The 20937-nt window shown below is 41.8% G+C and carries 17 protein-coding genes; 5 read left to right on the top strand and 12 right to left on the bottom strand.

The window, feature by feature from the left end; translation table 11 throughout:
* Window positions 1-24 precede the first annotated feature (24 nt).
* Window positions 25-1857: a glutamine--fructose-6-phosphate transaminase (isomerizing) gene (gene glmS / locus GNIT_RS15795; RefSeq protein ID WP_014110299.1), complete on the top strand. Its 1833-nt coding sequence runs from the start codon at window positions 25-27 to the stop codon at window positions 1855-1857.
* Window positions 1858-2186: 329 nt separating this feature from the next.
* On the opposite strand, the gene GNIT_RS15790 is transcribed toward glmS, so the two are convergent.
* From GNIT_RS15790 to GNIT_RS15780, 3 genes are all read right to left on the bottom strand, one after another.
* The gene (locus GNIT_RS15790; protein WP_014110298.1) at window positions 2187-2396 is read right to left on the bottom strand and encodes a hypothetical protein; all 210 of its coding nucleotides are present in this window, start codon (window positions 2394-2396) and stop codon (window positions 2187-2189) included.
* Between the two features lie 196 nt (window positions 2397-2592).
* Window positions 2593-4089 carry an amidohydrolase family protein gene (locus tag GNIT_RS15785; RefSeq protein ID WP_014110297.1) on the bottom strand — a complete coding sequence of 499 codons (1497 nt, stop codon included), beginning with the start codon at window positions 4087-4089 and terminating at the stop codon, window positions 2593-2595.
* Window positions 4090-4112: 23 nt separating this feature from the next.
* Window positions 4113-4568 carry a GNAT family N-acetyltransferase gene (locus tag GNIT_RS15780; RefSeq protein ID WP_014110296.1) on the bottom strand — a complete coding sequence of 152 codons (456 nt, stop codon included), beginning with the start codon at window positions 4566-4568 and terminating at the stop codon, window positions 4113-4115.
* Window positions 4569-4690: 122 nt separating this feature from the next.
* Between GNIT_RS15780 and GNIT_RS15775 the strand changes: the two genes are divergently transcribed.
* A complete protein-coding gene (locus GNIT_RS15775) occupies window positions 4691-5533 on the top strand; it encodes an AraC family transcriptional regulator (protein ID WP_337999072.1) in 843 nt (280 codons plus the stop codon).
* Between the two features lie 80 nt (window positions 5534-5613).
* Here the strand turns inward: GNIT_RS15775 and GNIT_RS15770 are convergent, their stop codons facing one another.
* From GNIT_RS15770 to GNIT_RS15760, 3 genes are all read right to left on the bottom strand, one after another.
* Window positions 5614-5883, bottom strand: a complete 270-nt coding sequence (locus GNIT_RS15770) for a hypothetical protein (protein WP_041246472.1) — start codon at window positions 5881-5883, stop codon at window positions 5614-5616.
* Between the two features lie 90 nt (window positions 5884-5973).
* Entirely contained in the window at window positions 5974-6678 is a 705-nt protein-coding gene (locus tag GNIT_RS15765) for a phytanoyl-CoA dioxygenase family protein (RefSeq protein WP_014110293.1), read from the bottom strand.
* Between the two features lie 83 nt (window positions 6679-6761).
* Window positions 6762-7670, bottom strand: coding sequence for a GGDEF domain-containing protein (locus GNIT_RS15760; RefSeq protein WP_014110292.1), 909 nt, complete (start codon window positions 7668-7670; stop codon window positions 6762-6764).
* Window positions 7671-8050: 380 nt separating this feature from the next.
* Here GNIT_RS15760 and moaA point away from each other — a divergent pair, with 380 nt between their 5' ends.
* Window positions 8051-9025, top strand: coding sequence for a GTP 3',8-cyclase MoaA (gene moaA, locus GNIT_RS15755; protein WP_041246950.1), 975 nt, complete (start codon window positions 8051-8053; stop codon window positions 9023-9025).
* Between the two features lie 101 nt (window positions 9026-9126).
* Here moaA and GNIT_RS15750 read toward each other — a convergent pair whose 3' ends face one another.
* The 5 genes from GNIT_RS15750 to GNIT_RS15730 are packed head-to-tail and all read right to left on the bottom strand — an operon-like array spanning window position 9127 to window position 15156.
* Window positions 9127-9342, bottom strand: coding sequence for a formate dehydrogenase subunit delta (locus GNIT_RS15750; protein WP_014110290.1), 216 nt, complete (start codon window positions 9340-9342; stop codon window positions 9127-9129).
* A complete protein-coding gene (gene fdhD / locus GNIT_RS15745) occupies window positions 9335-10177 on the bottom strand; it encodes a formate dehydrogenase accessory sulfurtransferase FdhD (protein ID WP_014110289.1) in 843 nt (280 codons plus the stop codon). Before fdhD ends, GNIT_RS15750 begins: the two co-directional genes overlap by 8 nt.
* A gap of 2 nt (window positions 10178-10179) precedes the next feature.
* A complete protein-coding gene (gene fdhF, locus GNIT_RS15740; RefSeq protein WP_014110288.1) occupies window positions 10180-13086 on the bottom strand; it encodes a formate dehydrogenase subunit alpha in 2907 nt (968 codons plus the stop codon).
* Window positions 13079-14665, bottom strand: coding sequence for a formate dehydrogenase beta subunit (locus tag GNIT_RS15735; protein ID WP_014110287.1), 1587 nt, complete (start codon window positions 14663-14665; stop codon window positions 13079-13081). Before GNIT_RS15735 ends, fdhF begins: the two co-directional genes overlap by 8 nt.
* Before the next feature lie 2 nt (window positions 14666-14667).
* Window positions 14668-15156 (bottom strand): formate dehydrogenase subunit gamma, encoded by a 489-nt coding sequence (locus GNIT_RS15730; protein ID WP_014110286.1) that lies wholly within the window; start codon window positions 15154-15156, stop codon window positions 14668-14670.
* A gap of 213 nt (window positions 15157-15369) precedes the next feature.
* On the opposite strand from GNIT_RS15730, the gene GNIT_RS15725 reads away from it, so the two are divergent.
* A complete protein-coding gene (locus GNIT_RS15725) occupies window positions 15370-16452 on the top strand; it encodes a substrate-binding domain-containing protein (RefSeq protein WP_014110285.1) in 1083 nt (360 codons plus the stop codon).
* A gap of 193 nt (window positions 16453-16645) precedes the next feature.
* Here GNIT_RS15725 and GNIT_RS15720 read toward each other — a convergent pair whose 3' ends face one another.
* Entirely contained in the window at window positions 16646-18391 is a 1746-nt protein-coding gene (locus tag GNIT_RS15720; protein WP_014110284.1) for an OFA family MFS transporter, read from the bottom strand.
* A gap of 726 nt (window positions 18392-19117) precedes the next feature.
* On the opposite strand from GNIT_RS15720, the gene GNIT_RS15715 reads away from it, so the two are divergent.
* Window positions 19118-20914: a methyl-accepting chemotaxis protein gene (locus GNIT_RS15715; protein WP_014110281.1), complete on the top strand. Its 1797-nt coding sequence runs from the start codon at window positions 19118-19120 to the stop codon at window positions 20912-20914.
* Window positions 20915-20937 lie beyond the last annotated feature (23 nt).

The following is a 20937-nucleotide window of genomic DNA, read 5'->3' as shown; positions in this document are numbered from 1 at the left end:
GCAAAGACTAATTAGGATACCAATATGTGTGGAATTGTAGGCGCAATCGCTGAACGTAATGTTGTAGAAATTTTATTAGAGGGTTTACGCCGTCTTGAGTACCGTGGCTATGATTCAGCGGGCGTTGCTTTGCTTGATGGTGAAGGTAATTTGAAGCGTGAGCGACAAGTTGGCAAGGTAAAAGCATTGAGCGATGCCATTATTGCTAAGCCAATAAAAGGCGCTACGGGGATTGCTCACACACGTTGGGCAACACATGGCGGCGTGAATGAAAAGAACGCGCATCCACATTTTTCTAATGAGCGTATTGCAGTTGTACACAACGGTATTATTGAAAACTATGAAGCGCTGAGACGCGATCTTCAAGCCAAGGGTTACACTTTCGGCTCTGACACAGACACCGAAACCATCGCACACACTGTTCACGAAGAAGTGAAAAAAGGCAAAGATTTGTTGCTAGCTGTACAAGATTCTGTGAAACAGTTTCATGGCGCTTACGGTACGGTAATTATGGACAAAGAAGACGCAAACCGCGTTGTCGTTGCTCGCTCAGGTAGCCCACTTGTCATTGGTCTAGGCATCGGAGAGAACTTCATCGCTTCAGACCAAATGGCATTGTTACCAGTCACGCGTCGCTTTATCTTTTTAGAAGAAGGCGATGTAGCTGAAATTACACGTACTTCTGTGACTATATACGATCACAACGGCGACAAAGTAGAGCGTGAAGTTTTTGATTCAGAATTAGAGCATGATGCGGGTGACAAAGGCGGTTATCGCCACTACATGCTTAAAGAAATTCATGAGCAACCAACCGTAGTACGTAATACATTGCAAGGCCGTTTAGGTGAAACTGACTTGGTAGAAGGCATATTTGGTGCCGGCTCGGAAGATATTCTAAAAGACATTAAACACGTGCAAATTATTGCGTGTGGCACCAGTTATCATTCAGGCATGACAGCGCGTTATTGGTTAGAGCAATATGCTAATGTGTCGTGCAATGTCGAGATTGCGTCTGAGTTCAGATATCGCAAATCAGTAGTACACCCAAACAGTTTGATCGTGACCATTTCACAATCAGGTGAAACTGCAGATACTTTAGCAGCGTTACGTTTAGCCAAACAAAACGGCTACAAATCAAGTTTAACGATTTGTAACGTGCCGGGTTCTTCGCTTGTGCGTGAGTCGGACATGGCATTTATGACCTTAGCCGGCGCTGAAATCGGTGTGGCATCCACTAAAGCTTTTACTACACAATTAACGGCTTTCTTAATGTTGACCCTAGCGATAGGTAAATACAATGGCATGCTAGCCGCAGACAAAAAAGCCATTATTGACGGCTTACACAGTTTACCAACCAAGCTTGAAGAAACGCTCACGTTAACCAACGGCATAGAGCAGTTGGCAGAAGAGTTTGCTGACAAACAGCACAGTTTATTCTTAGGCCGAGGCGACCAATATCCAATCGCAATGGAAGGCGCGTTGAAACTTAAAGAGATTTCGTATATTCACGCCGAAGCTTACGCTTCAGGCGAATTGAAGCATGGTCCTTTAGCACTTATTGATGAAGAAATGCCGGTTATTGTCGTTGCACCAAACAACGAATTACTTGAAAAACTAAAGTCGAACGTTGAAGAGGTAAGAGCTCGTGGAGGCATCATGTATGTATTCGCTGATAAAGAAGCTCAATTTGCTAGTGACGAAACCATGCGCGTTATAAACGTACCGCATTGTGAAGCGCCAATTGCTCCGATTGTCTACACTTTGCCACTGCAGTTGTTGTCATATTATGTGGCGGTGATAAAGGGCACTGATGTTGATCAGCCGAGGAATTTGGCGAAGTCGGTTACTGTTGAATAAAAATAGCCTGTAAAAAGTTTTTTTGGGTTTAGAAATAATGTTGGAAAGTGACTAAGCGTTAGTCGAGGTCACTTTCCGTTTAAAAAACTTGCGGGTGACGGACCTACGGGGTTTAGTAGTTAGCGAATTTTAGAGCGACAATAAAGCATCATCTCCGACAACATCGTTTTATATTTCACAAAAATGTATCATCCTTTCAAGCTCTGAATTCGTATATTTTCTAATGGCAAGATTACGGCAGTTTTTGTCTTGTTTACTCAGCCTTAAATAGGCCAATAGCGTTTACTGCCATTTGCTTTATATGACAGCGCAGGAATGATTACTGAGCTTTAATAGCATGAATTCGGCGTTGACCCCGGATTGATCTCGCCACCAAGCTCGTCAGGGTCTATTTCTAATTCAAACAGCACCGCGCGAACAAATTCAATTTGTTCAAGTACTCGTTTGTAGTCCTCACCATACTCATACTTGTTTACTTCTATTGATTGAGGCATAAATGTATATGCGATTTTGAGGGCTTGAAGCTGATCGTCGGTCATGTTGGTAGTACTTTTTGTTTGGTGTTTTAAAGAAGCATAAGCATAGCACAGCAAAATTAATAAGGGACCAGTTTGCGGACGCAAACTAAGAGCGCGTTATTTGCATCCGTTAATATCAATTACTGTCGTCAGTGTCGCGGCATTAGTCGCTGAAATTACCACTATGTTTAAGTCAGTATTGGTGACAAACAAATGCTCACTGTTCTTGAGCTGATAATGTTTCTCGCTGAATGGCAGTGCCAGCTAGAAACACAATATCAATTTCATTGTAAGCTGAAAGCGTCGCCAGAGGATTACTTCTTAACAATAATAGGTTGGCCTTTTTACCCTCTTCAACGGTGCCATATTGCTTATCTAAATTGAACGCTTTGGCATTGCCAATGGTTGCTGCTTTTAAAATTTTATCTAGTGGAACACCAAACTTGTACCAAGCCTGCATTTCTTCAAAACCACTGTAGCCCGGCGCATTGGCATATGATTGTCCAATAATCGTATCAGTGCCTAATAGCAGATTGCCCTCATGTTGCGACATAACTTCCAATGCCTTGCCGGTATGAGTCAAAAAACCATCAAAAAGTTTGTATAGCGTTTCATGGTCATAGTTTTGCATGTGTGAAGGTAAATATTTCTTAATGTATTCTTTAAACCATCCTCCTTCTTCGGTTTTATACCAGGATAAAAGCTCGCTAGGATAAGCGTTAACTAGCAACGGATTGTTCAAGTATTTAGGATCAAATAGTGCTCTTTGAGATGCGATTACATGCATTGTGGGTTGATAGCCGATTTGGCGTTTGGCTATTTCTTGCAAGGTTGCTTGGATGGCAGTGGGAACCTCAGTGTCATGACGGTATTCCCCCCAATGCCAAAGACCATGGCCTAAAATATCGACGTTAGCGAGCAAGGCAAAACGATAACTTTCCCAAGAATTCGCATGGAGGACGACGGGTAAATTGCGTTTTTTTGCTTCGCTCACCACCTCCCTTATTATTTGGTATGACGGTATATCGTAGTCAGCTACTTCACTGCCACCATATCCATTTTCGTAGTACGTTTTTACGCAAATGGCATTATCAGCCTTTAGCGCTGCAACTGTTGCTGCGGGTGTATGTTTAGTTAAATCAAAATTATCAGGAATGATCTGTTTTTGGTGATGGTCATAAAGAAAGTTAGGATTATCGACTAGCCGGGTTTCAACTGGCTCTTCAAACATCCCATGTCCGTTAGCAATATCTAAATGCTGACCACAGGTAAACACATCAGGATGCAAGGGCGTTTGTTTAAAGCGATTAATCAGCGAGGGTGAAAACACGTTGAGGTCGATTAAAGTTGTGTAGCCAAAGTACAAATAACTTCTCGGCTGCTGATCTATGTACGACTCGACTAATTGCGGATGCATCTTCTGCTGACGCCGATTCATCCCCGGAACTTTGGCTAAATGAACATGAGAATCGATTAAGCCTGGTATCAAGTATCTGTCTTTTGCATCTATAAGCTTAGCGGCGGCGCTTGCAATAATAGGGGTCTTCGAAATCTTTTTAATCAAACCATCTTGCAATAAGACATGTCTATGCTGAAGTATGCGCGCCTCGGTAGTAGAGACAATATTAACGTTATTAATAATAACGGTATCAGCCAGCAAATTTAAGCTTACTGAATATAAAAGAACTAAAACTATAGTGATTTTGATTTGCATGAAATGTCTCATTATTGATTTTGTTAGGTATCAGTGTTTGATGGCTTAGCTTTATATTTTAAGCGAATAACGTTTTGTCCGGTTGGCTCATGCAAGGTTTCCTCAAAATACTCAAAACCGTATTTAGAATAGAAATGGCGACCTACCGTATTTTCTTTGAAAACATCTACCTCCACGTCACCATGCAGCTCTCGCGCTTTATCCATTAACAATCTACCAATACCCATTCCATGCAAAGATGGTTGCAAAAACAGTGCGCCTACTTCGTTACCCATTAACGCAATAAAGCCTTTTACCTTACCGTTTATTTCAGCTACCCATGTATCAGTGTTGGGCAAGTAAATTTCGGCGGTATTGTTGCGTTCTTGCGCGATAAAAACTTCCGTCATGAATGGATGTGCGAATCGAGTTGCAACTTCCCACGAGTCTAGCACAGCGTTTAGGTCTGCAGAATTGTATTGGCGGATTGTGATGTTCATCTTTTCTTGCTCTAATCAAATTATGCGACTCATTATATTGGGTCTTCATCGATATTGATTGAACAAAAACGACAGTCTGAGTCCAAGTGCACAGATAGATAACAGGACGTTCTTCGGAGTAAATGATGATACGTTGGCTGAACCCTCCGAAATTACTGGAGCTAAAAAAATATATTGAAACTTATTGGTACCTTGAAAAATCATCGAATGTTGATGGTTTTGAACAGCCCAAATTAAATCCTGATCCATCAGCCCATTTAATTTTGTTATTGGCAAATCAAGTTTATCAGTACCATTTTGAGGGTAAATCCTTCACAGGAAAAGGCTCTCACTGGATTTATCCTCACACTCATACTTTCGAATTAGATCATTCACAGTCGTTTTCTTGCTTAGGCATTAAGTTCAAAGTAGGTGCTTTATATTCGTTGAATAAACTAAATTTTAGCCAAGCATTACTAGACACCGTTGCTGAACAAAATATTGATGTATTGCTTGATAAAAAAGTAGTTAGTGAAAAGGTGCTATTTAATATCGCTAAGAGTAATCGTGAGCTATGTATTGAAAAATTAGACGCCTTATTTTTGCCATTAATCTCTAAATGTTACGAAGATAAACACAGTGAAATCACCAGACAAATTATTCCTTTGCTAACCAACAAGCCAATTAAGCAATTAGGTAAAGAGTTAAGCTGCTCGCAACGCACCCTAGAACGCAGTTTTAGAAAAGTCACAGGTTTAACACTTAAACAATGTCAATCAATCAATAAACTAGAGTCAATTTTAGAATACCTTTATCAGCGTAAACAGGTCGATATAGATTGGGCTGATATTGCCTACCAGTTTGGCTTTAGTGACCAACCCCACCTTATTCGTTATCTAAAACAACACATTCAATTAACGCCAAATAGTTATGCTGAGCAGCGTGGCTTTACAATCGATGTTTATGGCGGTGTTGCATCAAAATAAACGTGACTAAGGAATTCGGCATTAAAGATTGTTTTTTCACTATCAAGCTCATCAAGAATGTTACTAATACTTTTAATTAACTATTTGCTGTTTTGCACTGGGGTAGGCTCAATTCTTTCGATAACGTAGTCTAACAGTTGGCAGTTCTCATCAAGTTCAATATTGATGGCATCGCCAGCTGTAGTAACATTTTTCGGGCCAACGTAAATCATATAACCATCCTCTAACTTCTCAATGATTACATGGGTGTATCGAAGGTCAACAGTTTTACTAACTAGTCCATTGGGTAGACTATCAATCCACGCAGTCGAGCAAATATGCTCGCTAAAGTCGTACATTTGTATATCCACGTTTACTCTTCCTGCAGAACTCTATTATTGATATCAGGTTGGCGTCGGATTACTGCCGGATTACTGCCAATAACCAATTAAACCAAAGCGCTAACCAACAACTTTAGCTTTTGAAAACTGATAACGCATATTTCGATACACGCAAATATCAGTAATATCAGCAGCGGCACTTTGTGGAGCTGCTCTATAATTTGTAGATATGCGAGAGTTTCTTTTTTGCTCACCTATACGATGCCAACAATGACCATGTAACAAAATCAGGCTCCCTTTTTTTGGTAACACAACCACTTGGTCTTCAAAATCTTCAAATAAAGGCCCCTTGCTGAGTGCACCATTAAGATGAGAATGCGGACGGATATAGACTTCTCCACCGTCGCCATCATTAATATCCTTGGTATAAACCAGTCGGTTTAAATTGTATTGCGTGGCGTCTTCAGGCGGACAGTCCTGATGCCAAGCTTGTCCTACGCTACCTTGCTTTGAAAACATCACCATGCAATATTGACTATACCAACTGGCGCCTAAAATTGCTTCGCTTAGCGCAATTAGACGTGGGTCTTGTTCGATGATATCAAAGTGATGCTCACCTTCTCGCTGGGGAAACCAAGGCACAACTTCAGCTTTCGATAATTGAATAAATTGTTCATCATGAGCATATGCTGGGGACTCGCCAAAGTGAGACATAATGATTGACTGGCTAGTAGACATTAGATTTTCATCAAAAAAGTCGTCAATTACAACATAGCCCTGCTTCCAAAAGGTTTTTGCTACGGCTTTATAATCATTTGCTGTCATTTTTTAAGCCTATTTTTTATGAAAAGACTAGAATTACCTTACTCACTTGGCAGCGTTTTTCACATTCGACAATACCCCTTTAATCAATCAGACGAGCGTGTAGTATTCTTTCCACCAGACTTCGCTTGGTACAGACAATGGTCTGCTTTTTTCAACAGTATTTCTTTTTCTTCGCTGCTAGTCGGGCAAATGCTGCATACGCCTATGCTAACTGTCACATATTTATCTGGCAGCTCTTGGTTTTGAATAATATGTAAATCTTCGATTGAGCTGTGAATTTTGTCAGATAATTCTAATGCTATATGGAGATTGGTGTTTCCTAGGATATATATAAATTCCTCGCCGCCATACCGGCAAAATATATCACTAGGTCGATGCACTAAATTCTTTAATGCTTGAGATATCTTCTTAAGGCAGTCATCGCCTTTTAAGTGGCCGTTGATATCATTAAATTGTTTAAAGTCGTCTATATCAATCATCAGCGCACTAATGGGTTGTCTCAATCGAGAGCATCTTCGCCACTCATGGTCTAAAAACTCATCTAATGCTCTTCTATTTCCGACTAAGGTGAGTGCATCAGTGTGAGAGTTAATTTGGGCTTTGATTTTTTGCGTTACATTAGAGTGTTTTACTAAAATAAGTCTGCTATTTTCAAATTCAAACGCAGTGCAAAATAATACAAACCACCTCTGCATGTTGGGGCTATGGCAGGGATATTCTATTTTAAAAAAAGGTGCTTTTTTGTTTATAACCGCTCTAATGCCATGACCCGCTTTTTCAGCAAATTGTGAACCGTCTCCAATAGATTTATCACAAACATCAAGGTAGTTAACGCTGAGCCAATCAGTTAAATCGTTGCTCGAATTGTTTCTCTCAAAATCAACCCAAGCGTTATTCACAAACAAAATGTTGCCTTGTATATCCATAATACAAATGTGGTCTTGAAATGCGTTTAATACTGAACTGACTAAACTACCATCATCTATCAACATCACTTTTCTATAAATCACTTGTGTAGTTATAGAATAAAAAAAGAATAGACGATAAAGAAAACGTAATCAATGAATATTCATTTTTAGGGCGTTAAGTTATCAAAACGGGATTGTATTTTCCTTATTTCATATGTCTCCAGCCAATTGTTTTTTCGGTGCGTTTCGATGTCAGTTTTTTTGTCACTTAATGAGGAATATCACGCATAACATGATATATTTAGGCATCAATTAACTGATGTTTATATGCAGTTTTTTCGCTAGTAAAAATCACTTATCTTGAAACCTAAATTGGAAACGCAGACTTTATGAATATCTACAATGCGAACGCCGTGTCTCAAGTCATCCCAGTAAAAAATGTGGGAGAACAAGCGCCGCCATTAATGGATAAGTTTGGAAGACGATTTGAGTATCTTCGCTTGTCAATTACTGATGTTTGCAACTTTAGTTGCCAGTATTGTTTGCCCGATGGTTATCAATGTGACACACCACGCAACTTCATGTCCGCACCTGAACTTAATATGGTGGTGCAGGCTTTCGCTAAAATGGGAACCAAAAAGGTTCGCATCACTGGCGGTGAGCCCTCGTTACGCAATGACTTAACAAAGATCATTGAACAAACAGCGAATGTAGAAGGTATTGAGCAGGTAGCCATTACCACAAATGGTTACAAGCTGGAGAAGGATTTAAGAAAGTGGGTCGATGCTGGATTAACGTCACTAAACGTTAGTATCGATAGTCTGGATCCCCGTCAGTTTGAACAAATTACCGGCGATGGTCGTTTGCAAAGTATTCTTAAAGGACTCGAGCTTGCTGTTGAGTTGGGGCTGCAGGTTAAGGTTAACGCCGTACTATTAAAAGAGTTTACTGACCCTCAGCTGTCCCTGTTTTTTGACTTCGTGAAATCGAACAACATCACACTGCGTTTCATTGAGCTTATGCAAACCGGTGATAACGAAGCGTTCTTTAATGCTCAGCATGTGAGTGGTGAGAGTATTGAAAATAAACTAATCGATTTAGGTTGGACGCGCAAACACAAGGCTCAATGGGCGGGGCCAGCGAAGGTTTATCGGCATGATGATTATTTAGGGCGTATAGGTTTAATAATGCCTTACAGCAAAGATTTTTGTGCTGATTGCAATCGCTTACGAATTTCTGCATTAGGCAAATTACATTTGTGTTTATTTGCTGAAAAGGGGATTGAGCTGAGAGATACAATTGCAAAAAGCTTAGAGCATGACAATCCCGCTTACTTGATGACTGAAATTCAGAATATGTTAGGACAAAAAGAAGCCACTCACTATTTGGACAAAGGATTTACTGGCGCGACCCAACATTTGGCTATGTTAGGTGGTTAGACTGTTTCAATCGGATTAACTTTTATCCTTCTTCATTCTAGTTTTTGGAAACATCGAAAGCGATTGAACTAAACACCTGCTGAAAAGCAGGCGTTTGATGTCTATAATTTAGCGATGGCTAATTTTGCTGCTTCAGACAATTCGGCCTCATCTGTCGCCGCATACTCTACGATCTTCTCTCGCATTGATGGCGCCCAGAACTTATTGAGATGGTTAACGACAATGGTTGCCGTTTCTTCATCCGTTTTTTTATAGCTGTTATTATCAACGATTTGGTGGAGCATACTCACTAAGTTTTGAATTTGAGACTTACTCATCAATGGGTTTTCCTATATGTTGATTGGCCTTGTTGTAAATAACATGTCGACCAGAGCGCGCAAAACCAATCAAGTTTAAATTAGCTGTGTTTGCTAGTTTTATTGCTAATACGGTGGGAGCTGAAACAGCAACTAATGTGGCTATGTTCATACTGCTTGCTTTTTGCACCATTTCATAGCTTGCTCTACTAGAGATCAATACAAAGCCACTATTTTTATCTATATTTTTTGTCGCTAGAGCGCCTATCAGTTTGTCCAAGGCATTGTGCCTTCCGACGTCTTCACGCAGTAAGGTAATGTTACCTGAATCATTACACCATGCTGCACCATGCACCGCGCCAGTTAATGCCTGCAGTTTTTGGTGGTCACGCAACTGAGATAAAGCATGCTGAATAACGCTAGAGCTTTGAATTGCTTTTGCAGTAACCTGTTTTATTGGGCGAATTGCTTTTTCAAGTGATTCGCTACCACATAAACCACAGCCGGTGCGACCTGTTAGATTGCGCCGGTGTGATTTTAGTAACATCATCCGTTGAGAACTAATCTCAATTCGGATTTCTATTCCTTTGTCACTTGAGTCTAGTTCAATATCATACATTTCAGAAGCGCTGGTAATGATACCTTCAGACAAGCTGAAACCTAAGGCAAATTCCTGCAGGTTGGCAGGCGACGCCATCATTACTGCATGTGAAATACCGTTGTACACTAAAGCAACGGCAATCTCTTCTGCAATATTGTCCTGCATTTCTTGCTCTTCAGCATTGCCGGCTAGCCAAAACTTGACCGGCAATGTCTGATAGCTCGCTTGCAGATTTGTTTCCTCTTCCAATATCAAGCTTAGCTTCCTATGGTTTTGGATTCTGCTTCAGTGGATTGATTAAAAGGACCTTTCTGTTTCTTAGTGAAATCCTTATAACGAGTCTGCCATGCAGAAGGTGAAGATACCTTCTCAACTTGAACCGCCGTTACCTTATATTCAGGACAATTGGTCGCCCAATCAGAACTGTCAGTCGTGATTACATTAGCACCACTGATCGGATGGTGGAAGGTTGTAAATACCACGCCATTTTTCATTCGGTCACTGACTTTGGCTCGCAGCACGGTGTCACCCGCTCGACTCGTAATGCCCAACCAATCTCCATCTTTAATGCCTCTCTCGTCAGCGTCATTAGGGTGGATTTCGAGTAAATCTTCCTGATGCCAACTTTGGTTTGCAGTACGCCTTGTTTGTGCACCTACGTTATATTGGCTGAGTATTCGACCAGTGGTTAATAACAACGGGAAGCGTCTATTGGCGCGGTCTTCACTGCCCAAATAAGGCGTAATTGCGAATCTGCCATTGCCGATAGGGAAATGTTCTACGTGCATAATTGGCGAGCCGTCAGGGAACTCATCGTTACAAGGCCACTGGATACTGCCTTGTTCATCCAGTTTTTTATAGTTCACTCTGCTGAAAGTAGGCACCAAAGAAGCTATTTCATCCATTATTTCAGAAGGATGTTGATAGTTCATCGGGTAGCCCAAGGCATTTGAAAGCATTTGAGTGACTTCCCAGTCAGCATACTTTGCAAGAGGCTTCATTACCTTTCGTACTCGGTTTATGCGTCTTTCGGCGTTGGTAAAGGTGCCGTCTTTTTCCAAGAATGAAGAGCCCGGTAAAAACACATGTGCATACATGGCTGTTTCATTAAGGAATATGTCTTGTACAATCAAACACTCGAGCGAACTCAATGCAGCCTGAACGTGCTGTGTGTTTGGATCGGATTGTAATATATCCTCACCTTGCACATACATTGCTTTGAATGTGCCTTCAATCGCGGCATCAAACATATTGGGAATACGGAACCCGGGTTCATTATCTAAGGTAACTCCCCAGCTTTTTTCAAATTTAGCACGTAGGGCATTATCACTAACATGTTGATACCCTGGAAGTTCTTGTGGGAAAGATCCCATGTCGCACGATCCCTGAACATTGTTCTGTCCGCGCAGTGGGTTTATACCTACGCCTTCGCGGCCAATGTTGCCGGTAGCTAACGCTAGGTTAGCGATACCCATTACCATTGTTGAGCCTTGGCTATGTTCAGTAACGCCCAGACCGTAATAAATCGCACCGTTTTTGGCTTTAGCGAAAATACGAGCTGCTTTGCGAATTTCTTCCGCGTCTACCGTTGTTATTTCAGCCATCGCTTCGGGTGAATTAATATCATCAAGGATAAATTCACGCCATGCATTATATTCATCAGTGCGGTTCTCAATAAACTGCTTATCTTCAAGGCCTTCACTGATAACAACGTGTGCTATGGCATTTATCATTGCAACGTTGGTACCTGGACGCAATGCAAGATGGTGGTTTGCGCTAATATGCGCTGTATTGAGTAAATCGATGCTTCTTGGGTCGACTACGATTAATTCCGCACCTTGGCGCAAACGTTTACGCAAGAGCGACGCAAAAACAGGATGTGCGTCAGTTGGGTTTGCACCGATGACCATAATGACGTCGGACTTCATAACTGATTCGAACGTTTGTGTTCCGGCTGATTCACCAATTGTCGCTTTCAATCCATAGCCCGTAGGGGAATGACAGACGCGAGCGCAGGTGTCGGTATTATTATTGCCAAATGCGGCACGTATCAGCTTTTGTACCAGATAAGTTTCTTCATTAGTACAACGTGAAGACGTAATACCACCAACACTGTCACGTCCGTATTTAGCCTGAATTCCTTTAATTTTGTCGGCTGAGAAAGCAATCGCTTCTTCCCAGCTAACTTCTCGCCATGGTTGATCAATGCTGTCGCGGATCATCGGTTCAGTTATACGATCTTTATGGGTAGCGTAACCAAAGGCAAAGCGGCCTTTTACGCAGGAGTGACCTTGGTTTGCTTTACCGCCTTTGTAAGGCACCATACGTATCACTTCTTCGCCTTTCATTTCGGCTTTAAAGGAACAACCTACACCGCAATATGCGCAAGTAGTGATAACACTGTGTTCAGGTTGGCCTTTGTCAATGACTGATTTCTCCATCAGCGTAGCTGTTGGGCAAGCTTGAACACAGGCGCCACAAGAAACACAATCTGATGATATAAAGTTTTCTTCGCTGGTCCCTGCACTTACCTTTGATTTGAATCCTCGGCCTTCAATCGTTAAAGCAAAGGTGCCCTGAACTTCTTCACATGCGCGAACGCATCGAGAGCAGGTAATACATTTACTCGGTTCAAATGTGAAGTAAGGGTTAGAGTCATCGATTTTAGCATCAAGATGGTTATCGCCATCAAAACCATAGCGCACTTCACGCAAACCAACGGCACCGGCCATATCTTGTAATTCACAATCACCGTTGCTGGAACAAGTTAAGCAGTCGAGTGGGTGGTCGGAAATGTAGAGCTCCATGATGTTACGACGTAATTTTCCAATATCATCATTCTGCGTGGTGACCACCATACCTTCTTTTACCGGCGTGGTGCATGAGGCTGGATAACCTCGCATTCCCTCAATTTGCACCGCACATAAGCGGCAAGAGCCGAATGCGGTCAAGTTGTCGCTGGCACACAATTTTGGAATATTAATATCAGCTAAAGCGGCAGCGCGCAGAACAGAGGTTCCCTCGGCTACTGTGATAGTTACACCGTCCACTTGAATATTCACCGTTTCGGTCGATTCGCTAGGCGGCGTACCATAATCCTTATTCACATCAAACTTTGGTTGAGGTGCCACGATGTCAGTTGCTGGATTGAAATAATTAACCATGATTAGTCTCCTGTGAAACTGTTTGGCTTGCAGGTAATTGGAAATCTTCAGGGAAGTCCCTATAAGCGCTCGTAACTGGAATTGGCGTCATGCTGCCCATTGCGCATAATGAGCCATTTATCATGGTGTCGCACAAATCAGTGAGCAATACCATGTTAGCGGCGCGGTCATCATCATCTCTAATACGGTCTAGCACCTCAACGCCACGCGTTGAACCAATTCGACAAGGGGTACATTTACCGCAAGATTCGTCCACGCAAAACTCCATTGAAAAGCGAGCTTGTTCGAGCATGTTAACAGTGTCATCAAAAATAACGATACCACCATGCCCAAGAACTGCAGAAGCTTTCGAGAACTCTTCGTAGTCCAAGGAAAGTGTAAACTTCGATGGTGGTAGATAGGCGCCTAAGGGGCCTCCTACCTGAATAGCTCTTATGGGGCGACCGCTTTGAGTGCCTCCAGAAAAGTTATCCAATAGGTCTTGCAAGCTAGCACCAAAAGGCAATTCAATTAATCCGCCTTGCTTAACGTTTCCAGCCAATTGAAAAGGCAAGGTTCCGCGTGAGCGATTAGCGCCATATTGTTGATAGGCTTGCCCACCCTTGCTAAGTATATAAGGGATAGCTGACAGGGATAAAACGTTGTTGACGATAGTGGGTTTACCAAATAAACCTTCAATGGCGGGCAACGGTGGCTTGAAGCGAACAACACCGCGTTTACCTTCTAAAGATTCTAATAGTGAAGTTTCTTCTCCACAAATGTAGGCTTCTGCACCTAACCTAACCTCTAGATTAAATGTTTTACCACTGCCGCAAACATCGTTACCTAAATAACCCGCTTGTGTGGCGATAACAATAGCTTCTTGTAAAATCTCATCGGCAACCGGATATTCAGAGCGCAAGTAAATATAGCCCTGGTCAGCACCCACAGCAAGAGCGGCTATTATCATGCCTTCAATTAGCATAAAGGGGTCGCATTCCATCACCAATTTATCAGCGAAGGTTCCTGAATCGCCTTCATCGGCATTGCAAACAATATATTTTTTTTCTGACGGTGCATCATGCACTGTTTGCCATTTGATGCCTGTAGGAAAGGCTGCGCCTCCGCGGCCTCTTAAGCCAGAATCTACCACTGTGGTGACGATTTCTTGACTAGAGTAGGCCAACGCTTTATGCAGGCCGCTGAAGCCATCCATTGCGATATAATCTTCAAGAGATAAGGGGTCGGTGATGCCGGCGCGCGCGAAGGTCAAGCGTGTCTGTTTTTTAAGGTAGCTCAACTCATCGGTTAAGCCTAATGCTAATGTGTGTTTTTGTGCCTGACCGTTGAGTAGGTTGTCCACAATGTCTTGCATGACGGCTGCGACGTCTGATTCTTCCACGGGTCCGTAGGCAAATCTTCCCTGCGAAGTTTCCACTTCAACTAAAGGCTCCAACCAAAACAAACCGCGAGAACCATTTCTAACTAATGTGAGGTCAATAGTGTGCTCAGTTGCATAAGCGCTGATTGCGTTTGCTACGTCGTGCGCACCCAATGACAAGGCGGTACTTTCTCTTGGCACAAACATTTTAAAAGTCATGTTTATATCCCCTTGCTTGTTGTTTTATATTTGGAAAGAAGTGTGTCGAACTTATCATTACTCACACGGCCAAATAATTCATCGTTGATCCTGACATTAGGGCCAGTTGCGCAGTTACCTAAGCAGTACACCATATCGAGACTAAAGTTTTTGTCTTCTGTGGTGCCATGATAGTCAATTTCCAATCGTTCTTTTGCATGTGTTTCGAGGCTTCGGCTACCGCGAGCTTGGCAAGCTTCCGAACGACAGATTTGAATTTTATGTTGTCCAGGAACGGAAGTTCTAAATTGATGATAAAAACTAATGACACCGTGAATTTCTGCCGGTGTTTGATGTAGTTTTTTTGCGATTATATCTATCGTTTTCAGGGGTATATAACCAATTTCTTTTTGAATTTTATGCAAGATAGGTAGCAAAGCACCTTCTTTGTGCTTTAATGTGTCAATAATATTAACCACATTTGATAAATCGGAAGAAAAATCTATTTGCATGGTGTCTCCTAGGCGACTAACTCATCTTTTAAATATGAAATAAATTGCATATATAAATCTTGTATTTAGCAAAAATGTCATACACTATCTAACATGTTATAAAATTGTAACACCGATGCTGAATTATAAGAATATGAAATATATTTCTTATGTCTTTTGTCCGGTAAAATGCTTAAACCATAGCCAAATGACCCATAAACAGAGTATTAAAGCGTGCATGATAAAGTTGTAATAGCTAAGAGAATTTTTATAAAAGCCGCATGGCAGTTTTACGATGACCACGGTGAAACGGTCGACCCGCGTATATTTGTTCTGCTAAATACGATCCATGAATCTGGTAAGTTAACGAAAGCAGCAGATAAGATGGGCATGTCGTATCGCCATGTGTGGAATATATTAAAAAAGTGGACTGACTTTTTTGGATCTGAGTTAGTTGAATTGCAAAAAGGGAAAGGTGCAATATTGACGCCTTTAGGGGAAAAGCTGTTATGGGCAGAGCAACTCGTTAATGCCCGCTTTGAACCGCAATTAATTAGTCTTGCCTCTGAATTGAATCTGGAAATACACAGGAACTTAACTTTTAAAGAACCGCTGCTAAAAATCGCGGCGAGTCACGGTTATGCGGTTGCACTGCTGCCTGAATATACAAATAAATTTAAATTAAGTTTGCAGTATAGAACGACAGAAGAGGCGCTTAAAGCCCTATCAAACAGAGAGTGCGACATTGCTGCTTTCCATTTGCCAACTGAGATTGTTAACCCGCATTTAATTGAAATACATAATAAGTATTTTAAGGCAAATACCTATAAGGTCATACGATTTGTAACGCGTACCCAAGGTCTAATGCTACAACGTAATAATCCAAAGGGCATAACAGGAGTTCAAGATCTGTTAGGTAAAGGCATAAAGTTTATTAACCGTCAGGAGACTTCGGGTACTCGTTTACTCATAGATGAATTGTTTAAAAGAGCTAAAGTAAACACAACGGAAATTGCTGGCTTCGAGGACGTCGAGTTTACACATTCGGCTATTGCCGCATACGTTGCGTCTGGTATGGCCGATGCTGGAATAGGAGTGGAAACGGCAGCTCGACACTTTGGTTTGGATTTTTTACCTCTAACCACAGAGAACTATGTGTTGGTTTGCCACCAAAAATCCCTTAAAAAATTTGCTGTTCAGCAATTAATTGCCGAATTAAAAACCGAAAAATTTCAGAATGCAGTGCTGGGATTAGCTGGTTATAAGCCTTTTCATTGCGGCGAAGTTATCGATTTAGAAGACATCCTACCTTGGTGAAATTTAATCTGAAGGCTTTCAAAACTGCGCTAATTTAGTTCAGTACATTTCAGTGCAAGTCAATATCTTGAAAAGTAACTAGCGTGACGCTCATGTATGGTTGCGATAAAAGAAAGGGTTGATACGATTTTCACAAATAAAAAAAGCCGCTTTAGTCATTTTAAAGCGGCTTTTTCAGTTAATTGAAGGTGACTTAAATTGAGCTTTTCCCTTCAGCCGTTTCAGGATGAGTATTGTGAACGTGGTGTTTTGCGTCTACTGGGCGAACCGTTAGGTTAGCGAAGAAGGCAATTACCAACAAGGCGGCCATGGCATACATGGTCGTATTGTACAAACTCGGCGTTGGGTCGACAGTACCAGGAGGTACTAACTCCATTAACTTGCTTACGGTGACTGTTTTAGCTGCTACCAATTCATTTAGCTGACTGACGGCGGAGCCAAATTTTTCTTGGAACGCAACCGGATCAATCTTAGAAACTAAATCATTAATGGCATCATTCAGTGACATATTCCTCAGGTACGTTATCGCGAACGGACCTAATACACCCGCAGTTGCCCACGCTGTTAACAAACGACCGTGGATACCACCAACATGTAGAGTGCCAAATATATCGGCTAAGTATGCAGGTATGGTTGCAAAACCACCGCCGTACATTGTGAAAATGATCATCGTTGCACCATAGAACATCACCAACCACATAACGGATGGATCTGCGCTTACCTGTGACGCAGCGTAAGGTATTGATAAGTAGAGGGCTGTGCCAAGTACAAAGAAGCAGTGATAGGTGTTTTTTCTGCCAATAAAGTCAGAGATAGACGCCCAAAAGAATCGACCGCACATGTTAAAGACTGAAATCATTAGTACATAGGTGCCAGCAAAAGCTGCCGTTGCAACAGTGGGTAAGGTTGAGCCAAAAATATCTACCATCATAGTTTTAGCTACACCGATTACGCCGATACCAGCGGTCACGTTGAAGCATAATACTATCCACAATTTCCAAAACTGAGGTGTTTTTATCGCTTGGTCGATGTGCACGTCGTGGTCGCTAATCATGCTTTTAGCCGATTCATCTTTAGCTGGCGGGTTCCAACCCTCTGGCTTCCAACCTTCAGCAGGTACACGGTAAGAAAATGAAGCGATAATCATGACGACGAAGTAAGCAATACCAAGCGTTAAGAATGTACCAGCCGCGCCCGTGTTTCCACTTCCGACAACATAAATACCTGCGTCGCCTGGGAAGGCCATTGCTGAGGCTTCACCGGCGGTTGCGACTACAACTTCGACGAGACCAGTCGACGTTTCTGCAAAACGTTTGCCTGCTTCAGTAATTAACTTAACTGAACCTTCTGCACCCAAATAGGTTGGAGCAACTGCAAATAACTTTAATAAAAAAGCAATTAATGGAGCACCTATCATAGCACCGCCACCAAAACCCATAATTGCCATGCCTGTAGCCATGCCGCGTTTATCAGGGAACCAGCGTAAGAGAGTCGAAACAGGTGAAACATAGCCAAGCCCTAAGCCACAACCACCGAGTGCGCCATAGCCTAGGTATATCAACCATAATTGATGGGTGGCTATACCAATACTGCCAATTATAAATCCACCACCCCACAAAAATGCTGCGGTTACGCCTACACAGCGCGGTCCGACTTTTTCTAACCATTTACCCGCTATCGCCGCCGCTAAACCAAGAAACACGATGGCTACGGAGAATATCCAAACTACACTGCTCAGCGTCCAATCACCTGCAGAGCCTGTAACAACACCCAATTCTTTAATTAGTGCAGGGTTAAATATACTCCATGCATAAACAGAACCTATACAAAGGTGGATAGCAATAGATGCTGGTGGGACTAGCCAACGATTAAACCCCGGTTTAGCAATAATTTTATCTTTCATTAAGAAAGAAAAAAATCCGCTGCTTGATGTAGACATGTGCTCTTACCTCGTAGTAATAACTATATAAAAATTGTTAAACGCTCAATTCGTCTTTTTAGAGCGCTCACATTTGGCTAACGTTATTCATATTTGATGTAAAAGATATCTACATTAAATATGTTTCAAACAACGATGTTCGCTCGTTCTAACGTATCCGCTTGTGTGAACTTTTTGTGGATAAAAGAGAGAATAAAGATTTTGCACATTCTCATAAAAGCGCGTGTTAAATACATGCATTGCTATTATTTGTTTATTGGCCTAACAAAGTATGAAGTTAAATTCATATCTGTCACGTCTTTATTATTCGTTTACAAATAGTTTACATAAAAACTATATCACTGGAACAAGTAGATACAAATATGAAAAATAGTGCCTATTTGTTTAGTTGAAAAACTATGCTAAAAATTTGAACGATTAACAATCAATAAAATAAGTGTTTATGCCTGCTATCGCTTTCCAAAATGACGATAAATCGCATTTTATATTGGTTTCGACTCAAACCAGTAGTTTGTGTCTACTTGGTCAGTTTGACGTTTCACAAAGAGCTAAATAGGTGATTTACTATCATTTGTTAGTGTTTTTAACAAATAATGATCTTTAGTAACAATTTACAGGGTTTGGCCGATATCATTTAAATTGTGTTCAGATTTATTGCTTAATTTACAGCTGCCCATTTAGTTTGACAGCGAATCGATTCAGATATTTATTTACGGGGAATTCTTTATGGGGCTGTTTGCAACGTTACATGAGCGGGTTGAATTATCGTTCTTCAATAGTTTGAGCCGAAAGCTGGCGAGCTTATATGTTTTTGTGTTATTCGGCGTCGCACTTATTTTTTTAACTACATGGCAGACCGATATCATTCAGGACGCCCTTAGCGACACTAGCCTGTCTCCGGAGGTGATGGCGAAAGTCGAGCAAGCCCTATCTAATTTACGCAATACTCAAATTTTTATCACCTTGTTAATGTTAGGCTTTATTTCTTTTATGGTGTGGTACCTTCGCTTTTTGATAGTACGTCCGCTAAATCAAATGGTCGATTTGCTGTCAGAAGTTGCTGAGGGAGAAGGTGATCTTTCCAAGAATATGCCTGTGCTTACCCATGATGAAATTGGTAAATTAGCTCGTACGTATAATCTTTTCTTGTCTGGGCAGAGGTCTATTATCGCTAACGTACAGTCGCTTACCATGGGGATTGCAATGGATTCAGCGAAGGCACTGAAAAGTATTGACGGTTCTCGTGTTATCACTCTTGAGCAGACGCGCGTTGCTGAAGAGGTCATGGACCAAAGTAGTGCTTCTGTTGTGCGTATTGCTGAAGTTGCAGACCAGACCCAAGCGATTTCAGGCACGATAAGCGACAATCTCGGCATGGCTCGAAGTTCTTACACGGAACTGGAGGACGTTAGTCACAAGATAAGCACAATTTCAGACCGTTTGGGCGAATTCAAGGGTTTGGTGGCAGGTCTTAATGAACGTTCAACCAGCATTAAGTCGATCGTCGGGATTATTCAAGACATCTCTGCGCAGACTAATTTGTTGGCTTTGAACGCCGCTATTGAAGCGGCAAGGGCAGGGGAAAGCGGTCGTGGGTTCGCAGTCGTTGCCGACGAAGTGCGCAAACTAGCCCAAAAAGTCCATCTAGCTACAGATGATATCTCTGAAAATATTGTGGCTATGTTGAAACTAGTGGGTGATACCCACGCACAAACCCTCGTTATTAGTGAAAGTACAGAAACTACAAGAGATGTTGTCATAAAAGCGTCGGATAACTTTGCGCAACTCGTAAGTGATTTTGAAACGACAACGAACAGTCTTTCAGGCATTGCTCAGCATATGGAACATGTCGCTACTAGTAATAGCGACATTAACTCACTTATGACTCAGATACACGAGGCGAGTCAACTGACGGATAACAATATGCAGGCTTCCTCAAAAGCGACCCGTGATTTAAGCGCAGTCGCAGAAAAGGTGCAGGGTACAATCGGCCGTTTTGTCCTGGGGCATGGTGAGTTAGATGCGTCGATTACTCGTGCAGGGCTTTGTCGAGATAAAATACAGTCTTCACTGAATAACCTGCAGGCGCAAGGCACAAAAATATTTGATAAATCTTACAGCTTGATTGCCGGTACAAATCCTCAGCAATATGGCACTGCTTACACCGATAAACTCATAGCAGCAGTGCAGAATGATTGTGATCAATTAGTCAAAGCCACTCCCGGCGGTAAGGTCGCATTTGTGGTTGATCAACAAGGCTATTGCCCGGTTAACAATAGTTGGTTTTCTAAAAAGCCAACGGGAGATCCATCTGTGGATCTGTTGAGCAGTCGTGACAAGCGTATTTTTAATGATCCTTCTGGAATGCGCGCTGCTGCCAACTCAGAGCGTTTTTTACTGCATACTTACGTGCGCGATACTGGCGAAATTATGACCGAAATAGACTCGCCCATTTTTGTAGATGGTCTTTTATGGGGCAACCTTCGCTTAGGCTTTGACGCAAGCAAAATGCTAGAGAGCTAATGAAAAAGTCGGTGGTATTTGTG

The organism is Glaciecola nitratireducens FR1064 (assembly GCF_000226565.1).
GTDB classification, from domain to species: Bacteria; Pseudomonadota; Gammaproteobacteria; order Enterobacterales; family Alteromonadaceae; genus Glaciecola; species Glaciecola nitratireducens.
Note: the sequence above shows the minus strand (reverse complement) of the source record. Positions and strands in the feature narration are given on the sequence as shown.

What these genes read in the sequence shown, in the direction of transcription:
- GNIT_RS15750 (WP_014110290.1), bottom strand. Translation starts at nt 9,342, where the DNA reads ATGAGTAAGTCTCAAATTCAAAACTTAGTGAGTATGCTCCACCAAATC.
- moaA (WP_041246950.1), top strand. Translation starts at nt 8,051, where the DNA reads ATGGATAAGTTTGGAAGACGATTTGAGTATCTTCGCTTGTCAATTACT.
- fdhF (WP_014110288.1), bottom strand. Translation starts at nt 13,086, where the DNA reads ATGGTTAATTATTTCAATCCAGCAACTGACATCGTGGCACCTCAACCA.
- GNIT_RS15715 (WP_014110281.1), top strand. Translation starts at nt 19,118, where the DNA reads ATGGGGCTGTTTGCAACGTTACATGAGCGGGTTGAATTATCGTTCTTC.
- GNIT_RS15765 (WP_014110293.1), bottom strand. Translation starts at nt 6,678, where the DNA reads ATGACAGCAAATGATTATAAAGCCGTAGCAAAAACCTTTTGGAAGCAG.
- GNIT_RS15790 (WP_014110298.1), bottom strand. Translation starts at nt 2,396, where the DNA reads ATGACCGACGATCAGCTTCAAGCCCTCAAAATCGCATATACATTTATG.
- GNIT_RS15735 (WP_014110287.1), bottom strand. Translation starts at nt 14,665, where the DNA reads ATGACTTTTAAAATGTTTGTGCCAAGAGAAAGTACCGCCTTGTCATTG.
- GNIT_RS15720 (WP_014110284.1), bottom strand. Translation starts at nt 18,391, where the DNA reads ATGTCTACATCAAGCAGCGGATTTTTTTCTTTCTTAATGAAAGATAAA.
- GNIT_RS15730 (WP_014110286.1), bottom strand. Translation starts at nt 15,156, where the DNA reads ATGCAAATAGATTTTTCTTCCGATTTATCAAATGTGGTTAATATTATT.
- GNIT_RS15775 (WP_337999072.1), top strand. Translation starts at nt 4,691, where the DNA reads ATGATGATACGTTGGCTGAACCCTCCGAAATTACTGGAGCTAAAAAAA.
- GNIT_RS15760 (WP_014110292.1), bottom strand. Translation starts at nt 7,670, where the DNA reads ATGTTGATAGATGATGGTAGTTTAGTCAGTTCAGTATTAAACGCATTT.
- glmS (WP_014110299.1), top strand. Translation starts at nt 25, where the DNA reads ATGTGTGGAATTGTAGGCGCAATCGCTGAACGTAATGTTGTAGAAATT.
- GNIT_RS15780 (WP_014110296.1), bottom strand. Translation starts at nt 4,568, where the DNA reads ATGAACATCACAATCCGCCAATACAATTCTGCAGACCTAAACGCTGTG.
- GNIT_RS15785 (WP_014110297.1), bottom strand. Translation starts at nt 4,089, where the DNA reads ATGCAAATCAAAATCACTATAGTTTTAGTTCTTTTATATTCAGTAAGC.